Genomic DNA, 16,270 nt, shown 5'->3' with positions numbered 1-16,270 from the left:
ATGAAGAAGTCGTTATTAACACTTATAGCAGTTGTTACGCTTTTTAATTGTTCGGTCGCTCAAAAAGCTACTGAACAGAAAACTACAGAAGATAAAACGGTAGATAAAGCACAAATTAAAGCATCCATGATTAAGGCTTTAGAATGGCAAGAAGCACACCCAATAATAGCAATAGCACCAACCGATTGGACAAACGGAGCTTACTATACAGGTGTTGCGAGAGCTCATAAGGCAACAAAAGACATGATGTATATGGCTGCGTTGAAAAATCAAGGGTATTGGAATAATTGGAATACGTTTAATCGTGTGCATCATGCCGATGATGTCGCTATTTCTTACAGCTATTTATATGTCGATATGACCGATGGCAGAAAGAATTTTGTGGATTTAGAACCAACAAAAAAGTTTCTCGATGCTCATTTATTTGAAGATGATAATTGGAAAGCTGGAACCGATAAAAGTAAATACGGTCGAACCATTTTATGGTGGTGGTGTGATGCCTTGTTTATGGCACCTCCAGTGATTAATTTATATGCAAAACATGCAAAACAGCAAAAATACTTAGATGAGATGCATAAGTTTTATATGGAAACTTATAACCAGCTTTATGACAAAGAAGAGCAATTATTTGCCAGAGATATGCGCTTTGTATGGACAGGTTCGGAAGCGGATAGTAAAGAGCCAAATGGTAAAAAAGTGTTTTGGTCTAGAGGCAATGGTTGGGTAATTGCAGGTTTAGCTTTACTTCTAGAAGATATGCCAGAGGACTATGAACACCGTCCGTTTTATGAGAATTTATACAAAGAAATGGCGGAAAAAATTCTAGAAATTCAACCAGAAGACGGCTTATGGCGCACAAGTTTATTAAGTCCAGAATCTTATAATCATGGCGAGGTTAGTGGTAGTGGATTCCACACGTTTGCTTTAGCTTGGGGAATTAACAATGGTTTAGTCGATAAAAAACATACACCTTCCGTGCTTAAAGCTTGGAACGCTATAGCGGCTTGCCAACATGAGGATGGTCGCGTTGGTTGGGTACAAAATATTGGTGCTTTTCCAGAACCAGCCTCAGTAGATTCATGGCAAAATTTTGGAACCGGAGCATTTTTATTGGCAGGAAGTGAAATTTTGAAGTTAGAATAAATTGAAATTAAAAAAAAGTAAAAAAGGATATTGAATTAATAATTATCCTTTTTTGTTTTTTATAATTGCTAGGATATGAAATTTTTTCAAGCATTACTTATGATTGTTGTCTGTTTGGTAGGGTGTCAATCAAATGAAAGATCCAATACACAAGTTAAGGATGAAGTCTCTTTGGAGTTACCCAAACGCCCAAATATACTTTGGTTAGTCACCGAAGATATGGGAGCTTATATTCCACCTTTTGGAGATACTACGGTTGCAACTCCTAATTTGAGTAAATTGGCTGAAGAGGGTGTCATATATCCAAATTTATATTCAACGTCCGGCGTTTGTGCACCAAGCAGAGCTGCGATAGCCACAGGTATGTATCCATCAAGTATTGGAGCAAACCATATGCGGACAAACTCTAATATGGATCAAACAGGTCTGCCAGCTTATGAAGCAGTGCCGCCGCCTAACGTAAAAATGATAAGCGAATGGTTGCGACAAGCAGACTACTATTGCACCAATAATTATAAAACCGACTACCAATTTAAAGCACCAGTTACAGCTTGGGACGAGAGTAGTCCTTACGCACATTGGCGAAATAGAAAAGGCGATCAACCCTTCTTTTCAGTAATAAACTTCACCGAAACACATGAATCTGGTTTGTTTGAACCCTACGGTTTTAGAGAAATTGAAACACGATTATATCATGCAGGAGATAGCTTATATAATTGGAAAAATAAAGGAGCGTCTCATGCCAATAATCGAATGACCGAAGAAGAAACACCTGTGCATATTCCTAAGGATACTAAGTTTAAAGTTCCACCTTATCTAGTAGATAATGAGGTAACCCAACGTGACATGTGGAAACTCTACAATAATATTGCGGAAATGGATAGGCAAGTGGGAGCAGTATTGAAGCAGTTGGAAGACGATGGTTTACTAGAGAATACGATTGTATTTTTCTACGGAGACCATGGTGGCCCCTTACCTAGAGAAAAGCGATTAATTTACGATTCAGGTTTAAACACACCTATGATTATTCGATTTCCTCAAAAATTGCAAGCAGGTACTAAAGACAAGCAGTTAATTAGTTTTGTAGATTTCGCACCAACTTTGTTGTCGCTTATTGGCGAAGAACCAAAACCATACATGCAAGGGCAGGCTTTTTTAGGTGACTATAAAGCTGAAGAGCGCAATTATATTCATGCAGCAGCAGATCGTTTTGATGCAGAGACTGATGCAATCAGAGCAGTACGAGATAAACAATATAAATACATTAGAAACTACAGACCAAAACAAGGCTATTATCTGCCAATAACATATAGAGAACGCATTCCAACTATGCAAGAATTATTGCGATTGCGTGATGTAGGTAAACTTAATGAAGCTCAAAGACAATGGTTTAGAGAAAGTAAACCAAAAGAGGAATTATTTGATTGTTCGGTTGATCCATTTGAACTGAATAATCTTGCTGACAATCCCGAATATCATGACAAACTCAATGAGCTGAGTGCCGAAATGGATATTTGGCTTGAATCCATAAAAGATAATCCTGATCTACCTGAAGGAGAATTAATTAAAAAACTGTGGAATGGGAATAATGCTCAACCTGTAACTTTAGATCCTATCATTACTAATGATAATGGGAAAGTGACAATCAATTGTGAAACCAAAGGTGCTTCTATAGGTTTTAAGGTGGTCAAAACAGGCGAAAAGACTCCCAAATCTTGGGAAGTTTATCAAAGTGCAATAGACTTACCCGAAGGTGCAACATTATTAGTACAAGCACATCGTATTGGGTTTAAGCCTAGTTCAGTTGTTGAAATCCAATAAATAGTTCTAAATCAAATCACATTGATAAATCGGTACAGGATGAAACAGGATAGTTTTTCATAGGCATCTTTTTACCTTAAAAATCGCTAGTAATTAGTCTTTTAAAATGAAAATCTCGTACTCTATTTTTTTATGTTTACTAGTTTCGCTTTGCCTGATTTGTTGTGAATCCCATGAACAAAATCATAAGGATGACAATCCGCAATTGTCAATAGCATTGACAGAATTAAGTGACGAATTTAAATCACCATCTAAAAAATATTATCCTGAAACTTGGTTTCATATTAGCGGAAATAACATTAGTAAAGAAGGTTTAACTTTAGATTTAGAAGCTATAAAAGCTGCTGGTTTACAGGGTATTCATCTTTTTAATAAAAACGGACGACCATTTCCAAATGTAGATCCTATTAAAATTCTATCACCAGAATGGGAAGATATGATTAGGCATGCAGCAGACGAATGTAAGCGATTAGGCTTAAAATTTACCATGCAAAATTGTCCTGGTTGGTCTATGACAGGTGGTCCTTGGGTGCCTGTGGAAGAGGCACAACGCGAGGTGGTTGAGTCAGTTTACAGAGTTTCAGGTGGACAAACCTATAATGAGGTTTTAGAATTAGATGCGTTATATACAATACCAGATTATGACTATCAAGATATTCAAGTATTGGCTTTTCCAACACCAGAAGGAGATGATTTAGAACCCTTAAATCCTTCAAAAATTGAAACCAATAATAGCGCAGTCCCATGGAAAGCCATCTTTAACCCAAGTTCTAAACTCATCGTTACACGGAAAAATACGTATTTAGATCAACCTTTAAAACAATATAGAGCCAAAGGTATTTCAAAAGTAAATGGTCAAGATGCTTGGACAAAAATAACCTTTAGAAACCCTGTTACACTGCGCACAATTACGTTTCCGCAATTGCGTCATATCATTGTAGGTACGCAATATCCAAAAGTAGATGTAGCTCTTAAAGTTGAAGCTTTAGTTGATGGCGAACTAAAAACAATTACAACGGTAAAACTACCTGATGCTAATTGGAATGATCGTCGTAAGCATCTCACATTGGCGATTCCTGAAACTACATCAAATTCATTCGTGTTCACGTTTCAAGGTAATCATAATATTGCACCAGAATTTATTCGATTAAGTTCAAATCCGAAACTACATAATCACCAAGCTAAAGCAGCTAAAGTATTGCGTCGTCTTAAAGACGATGCACAAATAGAGTATGCCCAAAACACTATTATTAAATCTAATGCAATTATTAATCTTTCTGATAAAATGACTTCCGAAGGGCAATTAATTTGGGACGTTCCCGAGGGCAATTGGACCATTGTACGTTTTGGTCATATCAACATGCGATTAACCAATAAACCTGCAGTGCCCGAAGCTACGGGTTGGGAATCTAGTAAGTTAGATAAAGTTGCCATTGAAAACCATTTAAGAAACGGTATGATTGGAAACTTAATTAAAGATGGAGGTCCAATTGGTGATGGAAAATTACACGGTTTGTTAATTGATAGCTGGGAAAGCCATGTGCCTACTTGGACCATGAATTCTGAAGATATGTTTGCCGAGTTCGAAAACCGTAGAGGTTATAGCATGAAAACCTATTTGCCTGCAACCATGGGTTATATCGTTGAAAGCCCTGAAGTAACAACTAAGTTTTTAAGAGATTTACGTCATACCATGGATGAAGTATTTATTGATAATTTCTTCACACATTTTGCAACGGTGGCGCACGATATGGGAGCGGAAGTATATACCGAAGGTGCAGGAGGCGAAGTTTTACCTATTGATCCTATGCGCTATTATGGTGTTAGTGATATTCCAATGACCGAGTTTTGGTATCCTAAGGAACCATCTGCCCAAAGAGAATATGCAAAACCAATATTTAATGCAGCGTCTGCGGTTCACCTATATAATAAGCCAGTTTTAGCTGCCGAAGCCTGTACACAGTTAGGTGTGAAATGGAATGAACATCCGTTTTCTGTAAAATATTTAATCGACTATAATTTTACCAAGGGAGTCAATCATTTGGTGTTTCATACCTTTTCACATACACCACAAACTGATGTGTTTCCAGGATCTAGTTTTGGAGGTAACATCGGTTTTCCATTAGTGCGTCAACAAACTTGGTGGCCATACATGAAAGATTGGACGGACTATTTAGCGCGAAACCAATATGTTTTGCAACAAGGTGAATATGTTGCCGATGTATTGAGATACTATGGAGACCATTTTGAGCGTCCACCTTTTGACTTAGATGAATTTCCTAAAGGCTATCGTTTTGACTATTTAAATGCTGAAATATTACACGATAAGTTGAGTGTTGAAAATGGTAAAATTCATGTAGAGAATGCTGGAGATTACCGTATCATTACGCTTAGAGATTCAAAAGAAATGTTATTGTCTACGGTAAAGAAACTAAAAGAATTAGTGCTGGCAGGAGCCGTAATTCTTGGTGATAAGCCATTAGGTTCACCTAGTTTAATGGATGATGAGAATGATTTAAAAGAATTAGCCGCAATAGCCGATGAGTTATGGGGAAATACAAGCGAAGGTTTTAAGCAAGTAGGAAAAGGAAAAGTATATTGGGGAAAATCACTTGATGCTGTTTTAGAAGCGGAACGTATTACACAAGATGTCATTGTTCCAGATGATTTAAATATAAAATGGATTCACCGAGAAACAGCCGATGCCCATATTTATTTTGTGGCTTCAAATCATTATAAACCAGTTAATGCTTCATTGAGTTTCAGAATTAAAGATGTGTATCCACAACTATGGAATGCTTTTAACGGAGAACAACAAGATGCTAAAGTTTGGAGTACATCAGATGATAGAACCAACGTGGCCTTATCTTTTGCACCAAGTGGAAGTGCAATTGTAGTGTTTTCAAAAGGTGATAAATTGCCTTTTGCTTCAAAAGTAACTTATGACAATGCCGTTATTTTAAATGCTGAAACTGGGTGGTGTAACATTCATGATACAGAAGGCTTTCCGAGCATATCTTGGAAAGGCGATAATTTGCTTGCTTCAAAAGCAGGAGTATATACTTTTTATCAAAATGGTAAGAAAACATCTAAAACCATTACATTCAATGAGCAATCCCTACAAACAGATTGGAAATTATCATTTAATGACCGTTGGGATACTCCGAAGTCTATTCAAATTTCAGAATTAAAATCACTTACCGAATTGGAGAATGATGCTGTTAAGCATTATTCAGGAACCACAACATATTCCAAAACCTTCAATTTACAATATTCAGGGAAACAAACTATTATCGACTTAGGAGCGGTCTCAGATATCGCAGAGCTTTGGTGTAATGATAAGAAAGTCGGTGTAAAATGGGCACCTCCTTTTACTTTTGATATTAGTGAATTTGTGACAAATGGTGAAAATCAATTAGAGATAAAAGTGACCAATACCTGGAGAAATCAGCTCATTTTTGATAATCAAAGACCAAAAGACCAAAAGAAAACTTGGACAACCAATCCACCAAAAAAAAATGAGACGGAACTAGAAGATTCGGGTTTAATTGGGCCAGTGGTAATAAAAACACTTAATTAATTGGCTCTTTGTTCTATACTTTTAGATATTTTATTAATCTTTAAAAATTTACTTTTAACAAAATAAAAGGTAATTATCGTTCAATTCAGCATAGTTCAGGATACTTTTTTTAGCTACATTTAATATCATTAAACAAAATTTAAAAAAGCTATGAAAAAAATTACGTTTAAGGCCATGTTATTTTTGGTTTTTATGTTATGCTCACTAGGCATAACTGCGCAAGACGCACCACCTTCTGATGATATTTTTAGATTAAGAAATGTAGAGACTGGGCAATATTTAACAGATGCAGGAGTAAGTGCAACAGCAGTTACCATGACAAATTTGAGTGAAGAAGATCAAAGCACCCATTTTACGTTTGTAGAAAGTGGTGCATTTTATAATATAGATAGTGAAATTTTAGGAATATTACGCGGACCAGGTGCTGGTGGACCAGGAGGTCCTTTTGTAGTTGTTAGTACGGCTACATCTGCACCAGCAACTGATTCTGATAAAGTATGGAGCATACAACATAATCAAACGAATGATACATATAGATTTCAATCGGGTAATAGTGGAAGATTTATGTATCATGATGCAAATGGTACTGTAACACATATAGTAGTTCCAGAGACTGATGATAGAAGTAATTGGGAACTCATTCCTTTTACAGAAACCCCTTTAGAAACAGCTCCAGATGAAGATACAAATCCAGATCTAACTTGTCCTGCTTCAGGTGAATTTCAAAACGATAATACTAGAAATGTAGATATACCAAATTCTGTTAATGTTGGAACTGTAGACGACAGAAGTTGCTATTCCGATTACTCAGAAGTTGATTTATATGGAAAAACTTGGGGTGTTTATAATATTACCGATGGGTCAAACCATTGGGATGCTCCAGGCACCTTACAACCTAGAATAGAACGTTCTTTACCTAGATCTGGAGAATCAGGTGTGGGAAGTTATGCCAGATTCACTGGAATTTTTAGAATTCTTGAAGTAGGAGACGGAGGCTCATTTGGCCAAGATGGTAGTTATTTAATACAAGCGAAAGGTAAGCATACTGGTGGCGGAGGGCCGCCAGATCCTGCAATTTGTTTATATAGAGCGCATCCTGTTTACGGTACAGGTATCAATGCGGACAAACAGGTGGCGTTCGATATTTATGCCGAACGTATATTAGTCCGTGGTGGATCAGGTAGCGATAGAGAAGTTGTTTTTCTAAAGCGAGTCAATAAAAATGAAGAAATTGATTTTGAGCTAGAGATAGGTTTTAGAGAAGACACTAATGACCCAGCCTTAAAAATTCATTATTGTGACGCGGTAATTGGTGGGGAAGCTTTTAACTGGGATATACCTGAACCAGAAAGAGGTACGGAATCAGGTATAAGATATGGTGCTTATCGTGTGAGAGGTGGTAGAGCTCAAATGAGATGGGCAAATACAACTTATGAGAAAGTTGAAGTTGTTGACAACTCAGGTCCACCACCTAGTGATGACGTTTTTAGATTTAGAAATGTAGCTACTGGTCAATTCTTAACCGATGCTGAGGCATCAGCTACGCCAGTTACGATGACCGATTCAGGTGAACCGCTAAACACTCATTGGACTTTTGTGCAACAAGGCGCATTAGTTAATATAGACAGTGAAGTCAACGGCATATTACGTGCGCCAGGTTCCGGAGGTCCAGGAGGTCCTTATGTAGTTTTAAGCACAGGTACGACAACAAGTTCCGGTGATAAAGTGTGGACCTTACATTATAGCGATACTGAGGATACCTATAGATTTGAATCTGGTACTAGTGGCAGATTTATGTATCATGAAGTGGATGGAACCGTAACACATATTCCAGCTGCTGAGTCAGATATGAGAAGCGTATGGGAAGCCATACCAACAAGTGAAACTTTAAGTGTTGAGGATAATGAATTAGCAGTATCGTCTCTTAAAGTATATCCTAATCCAGCAAATACAAATTTTACCATTGCATTAAACAATAGTTTAGATGCAGATGTAACAATTTACAATATGCTAGGAAAAGTGGTCTTTAAGGGTTCAACAACTAACGGAAAAATTGAAATTAGTAATAATGGAAATTTAACTCCTGGTTTGTACATAGTAAGTGCTGCAAAGGATGATAATAAAACTGTTCAGACCAAATTGATAATAAATTAATAAAACGATATGAGTAATTAAAAGAGGCTGTCTTAAAAGATAGCCTCTTTTGTTTTTATAACTACAACAGGACAAAACAGGACAGTTTTTCTTTGAAGTAGTGTTAATTTTCCCATATCACCATATAACATTCTACAATGAAAAGACGCAACTTTATTCAACTATCAACACTTGCAGGTGTAGGTTTGTCGCTGTCCATAGCAGGATTATTTAATGCTTGCGAAAGTCATCCAGAACATTCTTTAGAATTTAAAAACTTAATTTCAAGTTTATTAAAAGATTGGTCAGATGGAATGTTGAAAGTACAAATCAATAATCCATCAAATTTAGATGAACATGGAGCATTAGGTTGTCCGTCTTGTTCGCATATCCATGGTCGTTGTATGGATGCGGTATATCCGTTTTTATACATGGCAGACAAAACAGGAGATAAAAAATATGTTGAAGGGGCTAAGTTAGTTATGCTTTGGGCAGAAAATAATATATCTCAAGACAATGGTGCTTGGACGGTTATTAAAAACCCGAAATCTTGGAAAGGCATAACCGTTTTTGGAGCTATAGCATTAGCAGAAGCATTACACTATCATGGTCATGTTTTAGATGAAGCTACGCGTACAGCTTGGACAAAACGACTAGAAAAAGCAGGGCAGTACATTTACGATACGTTCACCATTGATTTCACTAATATTAATTATCCAGGGACAGCAGTTTATGGTTTAGATTTAGTAGGAGAAGTCGTTAAAAGAGATGATTTTAAAGCAAAGAGTAATAAACTAGCGCAACAAGTAAAAGATTATTTTACACCAAATGAAGGGTTGTTATTTGGAGAGTGTAAAAAGAGTTCTAGCAAGCTGAGTGACAAAGGGTTAAACGGTGTTGATTTAGGGTATAATGTAGAAGAAACCTTAAATAGTTTGGTAATGTATGCACTTAAAAAAAATGATAAAGAGCTTCTTGAAATTCTAACCAAATCTTTAAATAGCCATTTAGAATTTATGTTGCCAGATGGTGGTTGGGATAATAGTTGGGGCAATAGAATGTATAAATGGACGTATTGGGGAAGTAGAACTTGTGATGGCAGCCAACCAGCCTTTGGTATGATGTCGCACATCAACCCTGCATTTGGAACTGCAGCCGTAAAAAACACCGAATTATTACAAAGTTGTACAGCAGATGGTTTAATTCATGGTGGTCCTGGTTTTATAAAAGCTGGTATTCCACCTTGTGTGCACCACACATTTACACATGCAAAACCTTTAGCAGCATTGTTAGACCATTGGGAGCATTTACCAGAAATTAATTCAAGTACGAGTTTACCAAGAATGACCGCAGATGGTGTAAAACATTTTAAAGATTTAGATGTTTTTCTATTCGCAAGAGGTGATTGGAGAGGGACTGTAAGTGCTTATGATGCAGAGTATCATTACAAAGAGGATTTTCGCCAAGCCTCAGGTGGAGCATTAGGTGTGTTATATCATAATAAAGTAGGACTTTTATGTGCAGCGAGTATGGCGGAATATGCTTTGGTTGAAAAAAACAACCAACAGGTACAGCCCAATAAAGACATCTGTTTAACACCAAGAATTGAAACCGTTAAAGATGACGTTTGGTACACAAACTTATACGATTTGCCAGCAACAGTAACAACTAAAGACCAAAATGGTTCTATTCAATTATTAGCTGAAGTTAAGTTGAAAAATGTAGATCGAGAAGAAGTAACAGAAACTGCCTCAGCTTTTGATATTACATACAAGTGCTCTGCGGATAAAACACAAATAAGCGTCAGTACAAAACAAGACATTAGTGAGCCAACAGCATTTGTTTTACCTATAATTTCACCAAATAATGAAGTTGTGACGAACGTAAGCGATACAGAAATCACCATTCAAAAGCCAGAGGGTTTAGTCACTATTAAAGCAAATTCACCTATCAAAATAAAAGACATTGAAGGCGCTAGAACCTTTAATATGGTGCCTGGTGTTGAAGCTATTCCTTTTGAAATATTCTTTGAAAAAGATGTCAACGAATTACTTATATCAATAGCTGTTAGTTAAAATACAGTAAGGTACAGGATACAAAATAATCATAAGTTAATTATACTTGACTTATGGAAAACACAAATTGGATTCTTCAATTTCTTGGACGCTTACATCCTTTATTGGTACATTTTCCTATTGGGCTTTTATTCATAGGTTTTATTTTAGAATTACTGACTTTAAAAGGAAACCGAAAAGGACTTAGAGATGGCATCAGTTTTATGGTATATATTGGTGCAGGTTTTGCTGTGTTTTCGGCACTGTTTGGCTGGTTCTTAAAAATTCAAGAAGACTATACAGGCATCTTAGTAGATAATCATCAATACACAGGAATTGCCACGGCAATTTTAGCTTTGATTACAGCCTTAGTTTTGAAATCAAGCTTAAAAAAATCACCTATAAATTTAAAAGCCTATCGCATTGTATTTTTCATGACAGTAATTTTATTGACTATTGCAGGACATTTAGGTGCGAATTTAACGCATGGAGAAGATTACCTTTCTTCAATTTTACCTGGAAATAAAGATAATTATACAAGTAAGGAATCCGGAGCTTTACTAGCCGAACTTAAATCGTTAGATACATTATCAGAATTACAAAAAGATAAATTAAACCTAGAAGTAAGGGGGCTTTTTGCACATAGATGCTATCAATGCCATAGTGAAAATAAACAAAAAGGTGAACTCATTCTCGTAACAAAAGCTGGTGTTTTTAAAGGAGGAAAATCAGGATTAGCCGTTGTTGCAGGTAAGCCTGAAGAAAGCGAAATTTACAAACGTATTTCGCTTCCAGCCAATCATAAGGACGTGATGCCAACAAAAGGTAAATTGCTAACATCAGATGAAATAGCACTCGTAAAACTTTGGATAGAAGAAGGGGCACATTGGTCGGATCAAGCTGTTAAAATATTTCCAGAAGCTGAATTGGCTTTAGTAAAGCCAGAATTACCAGAAGTTCTAGACGAATTCCATCCTATAGATAAAATCGTAAGTACTTATTTTAATTCTAAAAATGTGCCATGGCAATCTGTTGTTGATGATCGCAAGTTTATTAAAAGAGCCTATATGGATGTTGTTGGTTTACTGCCAGAACCAGAAGTTATAGATGCGTTTGTAGCGGATAATAATCCTAATAAACGAGAAGGTTTAATAGATGACTTATTAAATGATTCCGACAATTATACACAACATTGGTTAAGCTTTTGGAACGATTTATTACGAAACGATTATAGTGGGACAGGTTTTATTACCAAAGGTAGATCGCAAATTACAGGATGGTTGTATGAGGCATTAAAGCATAATAAATCTTATGACCAAATGGTGAGTGAATTATTAAATCCAGACAAAGAAGCAGAGGGGTTTATAAAAGGAATTCAATGGAGAGGTGTGGTTAATTCCAGTCAACGTACAGAAATGCAAGCTGCTCAAAATATAGGTCAATCTTTAATGGGTGTCAATGTAAAATGTGCGTCTTGTCATAATAGCTTTGTAAGTAATCTAACCTTAGAACAAGCTTATGGTTTTGCTTCAATTTTTGCTGAAGAGCCTTTAGAACTCAATAGATGTGATAAGCCTATTGGTAAAATAGCAAAAGTTAATTTTTTATATCCCGAACTTGGCAGTGTTGAAGGTGCAACTCTAAAAGAACGTCTTTTTAAGCTTTCTAAAATAATGATTGACAAAAAGAATGGACGCTTATACAGAACCATCACTAACCGTATTTGGGAACGTTTAATAGGAAGAGGCATTATTGAACCTGTTGACGAAATGGACAATGAACCTTGGAATGCTGAATTGCTCGATTGGTTAGCAGCTGATTTTATTGATTCAGGTACAGACTTAAAGCACCTAATTAAACGCATTATAACTTCTAAGGCATACCAATTGCCTACAGTCAATTATAAATCATCAGAACATCTAAAGCAAGATTATGTATTTGAAGGACCTGTTTTAAGACGTTTAAGTGCAGAACAATTTTCTGATGCAATTAGTCAGACAATTGCACCAGTTTATGTAGCGGTAGAATTTAATCCTAATGAAGAAAAAATGCAAGCGTTACGTATTTGGCATCATGAAAAAGATTTAACAAACACGGTATTACCATTACCTGGTAAGCGGTATTTTAGAAAGGAATTCAAGCTATTAAAAGATGATATAAAACAAGCTTCCGTTTTAATTTCTGTGGATGATGCTTATAAATTATTCATTAACGGAAAGCCAGTAGGAGAAGGCAATAATTGGGCAGATGTTGGAAAATTCGATATCACAAAACTCTTGACTAAGGGAAATAACGTGATTGCGATAGAGGGCAATAACTTAGGAAAGATTGATAATCCTGCCAGTATATTATTTGCGATGAAAGTAGATTTTAAGGATGGTAAAACGTTTAAGGTATTTTCAGATAATACTTGGGTCAGTACAAAGAAAACACCTCAAAGTAACTGGGTAAATTTAAATTTTGATGATAGTAAATGGATGGAAGTACGTGATTACGGAACAAATAATTGGAGTAAGCTATTAGAATTTACATTTAATGAGCCTAAGGAGACCTTTGCAAGAGCTAGTTTGGTAAAACAACATCCGTTTTTAAAAGCTTTAGGAAGACCTAATAGAGAAATTGTGGCTACGACAAGAGAAGAACAAGCAACATTGTTGCAAGCTTTGGAACTTACAAATGGTGCTTTTTTCAATGGTATTTTAGAAGAAGGAGCAAAACAATGGTTCGGTACTTATGGAAACGATAGCAATGCAATGGTAGATGCGCTGTATCAGAAATTATTAGGAAGGCATCCATCTTCTGACGAACAAAAGATTTTAATTGAAGCTTTAGGGAATGAACCAAGTTCAGAACAAGTTCAGGATGTGATTTGGTCGGTTTTGATGTCGCCTGAATTTCAATTTATAAACTAGTAAGAATCGCTTTTGAGTTATGAAGGATAATAATAGCAAAGTTAATTCGCGTAGAGAATTTATAAAAAAAATGACCGCAGCAAGTTTGGCAGCTTCTGCTACAAGCATTCCTTTAGCGAGTTTTTTAAGTTCCTGTTCGTCCGAAGTTCAGAAAAGTGCCGCTACAGCAGATAGTGTTATTTTACTCTGGATGGCAGGCGGCATGGCGCATACCGAAACATTTGACCCTAAAGCGTATGCACCTTTCAAAAAAGGTTTAGAGACCAATAGAGTATTAAGTACATTTCCAAAACATCCCACAGTAGTTGATGGACTAGAGTTTTCCGAAGGGTTACAATCTATTGGAAATGTAATGGATAAAGGTGCTATTATAAGATCCTATAAAGCCGCCGATTTAGGACATATTTTACATACAAGACATCAATTTCATTGGCACACTTGTTATGAACCACCGCAATCGGTTCAAGCACCTCATATTGGAGCATGGATTGCAAAAGAATTAGGACCAGCAAATCCTGTAATTCCACCTTTTATTTCAATGGGACAACGTTTTACTATGGGAGAAGCTGAAGAATTAAAAGCGTTCCATACAGCCGGATTTTTAGGAAGTGAATATGGTCCATTTTTAATTCCAGATCCATCAGAAGGCTTGGATAGTGTGCGTCCACCGCAAGGCATGTCCTTAAAACGTTTTGAAGCACGCTACAAACTTTATAAAGAACTGGCCAATAAAAGTGAGGTGATGGAGCAAGCTAGTGACTATCAAAGAGAATCGTTAATGCGTTCTATGGAACAGTCGTTCCGACTTTTAAATTCGCCAGAAGCCAAAGTATTTGATTTATCTCAAGAACCTAAAGAAAAATATGATACCTACAACACAAGTCGTTTTGGGTTAGGGTGTTTATTAGCAAAACGTTTGGTTGAAAATGGAGGTAGATTTATTAGTGTGTCAACAGAATATGAACCATTTTTAGGTTGGGATACACATGCTAACGGACATACAAGAGCGAAACAAATGAAAGCTTTAATAGACAGACCTGTAGCGCAATTAATAAAAGATTTAGACGAATCTGGACATTTAGATAGAACCTTAGTTATTTTGGCGAGTGAATTTAGTAGAGATGCCATAATGGAAGGAAGACCAGGAGAAGAAGTTAAGGATCAAGCAAGCAGACAACCAGATAAAATTGAGCATATTCGACATTATGGGATGCATCGTCATTTTACAGATGGCGGTTCCATATTAATGTGGGGAGGCGGTGTTAAAAAAGGATTAGTTTACGGAAAAACAGCAGATGAAAGACCATGTGTTTCTATAGAAAATAAAGTAGTAATAGATCAGGTGCATCAATCTATTTATCATGCTTTGGGTATCGATTCTCAAACCCATTATGAAATAGAAGGCAGACCATTTTACACCACACCAGACGGAAAGGGTCAGCCAATATTGGATTTGTTCGGAAAAGAAATAAAATCATCAAAAGAAAATGTCGCTTAAAAAGGTATTACAATCATGACAAAATCTAAAATCAGTCGTAGAACATTTATTAATACTACAGCCATAGCTGGTATAGGTTTAGCGATTGTTCCCCATTTTAATATTTTAAAATCCAAGCCGAAAATGTATCACACCATTATCGGTCATGGAGATTTTAAATATAAAGTACATAAATCATGGGGAGATTTAGATAGGGCTGTAACACCTGTAAAAAATTGTCATGAAATGGTTATGGACTCTAAAGGCCGTTTGATTATGGTAGGTGACAACACCAAGAATAATATTTTAATTTATGATAAATCAGGAAAGCTTCTCGATTCTTGGGGAATACGTTACAAAGGTGGTCATGGTTTGTCCCTATGGAATGACGGTTCCGAAGATTTTTTATTTATCTGTGATGCCAAAGGTGAAAGCTTAATAAAAACAACAACTGATGGTAGAGAACTCATGCTAATTGAACATCCATCTCAATATGGCGCTTATGAAAAAAAAGATGCGTTTAAGCCAACGGAGAGCGCCATTGGTCCTAATGGCGATATTTATATAGCAGATGGCTATGGCTCAAATTATATTCTTCAATTTACAAAAGATGGAGAATTTATTAGAAAAATTGGAAGTGGTAGAGGTACGGAAAAAGACCAATTTCAAACGGCACATGGTGTTTGTATCGATTACAGAGGTGATGGCGAGCCCACTTTACTAATCACATCGAGAGCTGCAAATTGCTTTAAACGGTTTACACTAGATGGTACATATATTGAGCAAATAGAAGTACCTGGAGCCTTTGTGTGCCGACCTGTCATTCATGATAAAAACTTATACGCAGGCGTGTGTTGGTCTTCAGATATCGATTATGTAGAAGGCGACCAAAGTACACATCCCTTTAAGACGAGTCCAAAATCAGGTTTTGTAACTATTTTAGATGAAAAAGGAAAAGTAGTGTCTAATCCTGGCGGAACAAAGCCCAAGTATAAGAAGGGAAAACTACAACGCATGGTTCAAGACCAACCCATTTTTCGCCATTGCCACGATGTATGTATAGACAATGATGAAAATTTATACGTCTGTCAATGGAATGCAAACAAGGCCTATCCTATAAAATTAGAACGTGTTTAATTAATTTAAAAAT

General features: G+C 36.3%; 8 protein-coding genes. All 8 read left to right on the top strand.

Features of this window, described 5'->3' with window-relative positions:
• The 8 genes from H7350_RS01335 (at window position 1) to H7350_RS01300 (ending at window position 16,257) form a co-directional block, all read left to right on the top strand.
• On the top strand, window positions 1–1,143 hold the full coding sequence (locus H7350_RS01335) for a glycoside hydrolase family 88/105 protein (RefSeq protein WP_204344073.1): 1,143 nt from the start codon (window positions 1–3) through the stop codon (window positions 1,141–1,143).
• A gap of 75 nt (window positions 1,144–1,218) precedes the next feature.
• Complete coding sequence (locus tag H7350_RS01330) at window positions 1,219–2,964, top strand: sulfatase family protein (protein ID WP_204344072.1); 1,746 nt, start codon at window positions 1,219–1,221, stop codon at window positions 2,962–2,964.
• 106 nt (window positions 2,965–3,070) lie between these two features.
• Window positions 3,071–6,544 carry a glycosyl hydrolase gene (locus tag H7350_RS01325; protein WP_204344071.1) on the top strand — a complete coding sequence of 1,158 codons (3,474 nt, stop codon included), beginning with the start codon at window positions 3,071–3,073 and terminating at the stop codon, window positions 6,542–6,544.
• Between the two features lie 150 nt (window positions 6,545–6,694).
• The gene (locus H7350_RS01320) at window positions 6,695–8,698 is read left to right on the top strand and encodes a T9SS type A sorting domain-containing protein (RefSeq protein ID WP_204344070.1); all 2,004 of its coding nucleotides are present in this window, start codon (window positions 6,695–6,697) and stop codon (window positions 8,696–8,698) included.
• Window positions 8,699–8,835: 137 nt separating this feature from the next.
• Complete coding sequence (locus H7350_RS01315) at window positions 8,836–10,752, top strand: ulvan lysase-like protein (RefSeq protein WP_204344069.1); 1,917 nt, start codon at window positions 8,836–8,838, stop codon at window positions 10,750–10,752.
• A gap of 53 nt (window positions 10,753–10,805) precedes the next feature.
• Complete coding sequence (locus tag H7350_RS01310; protein WP_204344068.1) at window positions 10,806–13,643, top strand: DUF1549 domain-containing protein; 2,838 nt, start codon at window positions 10,806–10,808, stop codon at window positions 13,641–13,643.
• A gap of 19 nt (window positions 13,644–13,662) precedes the next feature.
• Window positions 13,663–15,141 (top strand): DUF1501 domain-containing protein, encoded by a 1,479-nt coding sequence (locus H7350_RS01305; protein WP_204344067.1) that lies wholly within the window; start codon window positions 13,663–13,665, stop codon window positions 15,139–15,141.
• A 15-nt stretch (window positions 15,142–15,156) separates the two neighbouring features.
• Entirely contained in the window at window positions 15,157–16,257 is a 1,101-nt protein-coding gene (locus H7350_RS01300; RefSeq protein ID WP_204344066.1) for an NHL repeat-containing protein, read from the top strand.
• The last annotated feature ends 13 nt before the right edge of the window (window positions 16,258–16,270 follow it).

The organism is Psychroserpens algicola, assembly GCF_014526325.1.
Lineage (GTDB): Bacteria > Bacteroidota > Bacteroidia > Flavobacteriales > Flavobacteriaceae > Psychroserpens > Psychroserpens algicola.
Note: the sequence above shows the minus strand (reverse complement) of the source record. Positions and strands in the feature narration are given on the sequence as shown.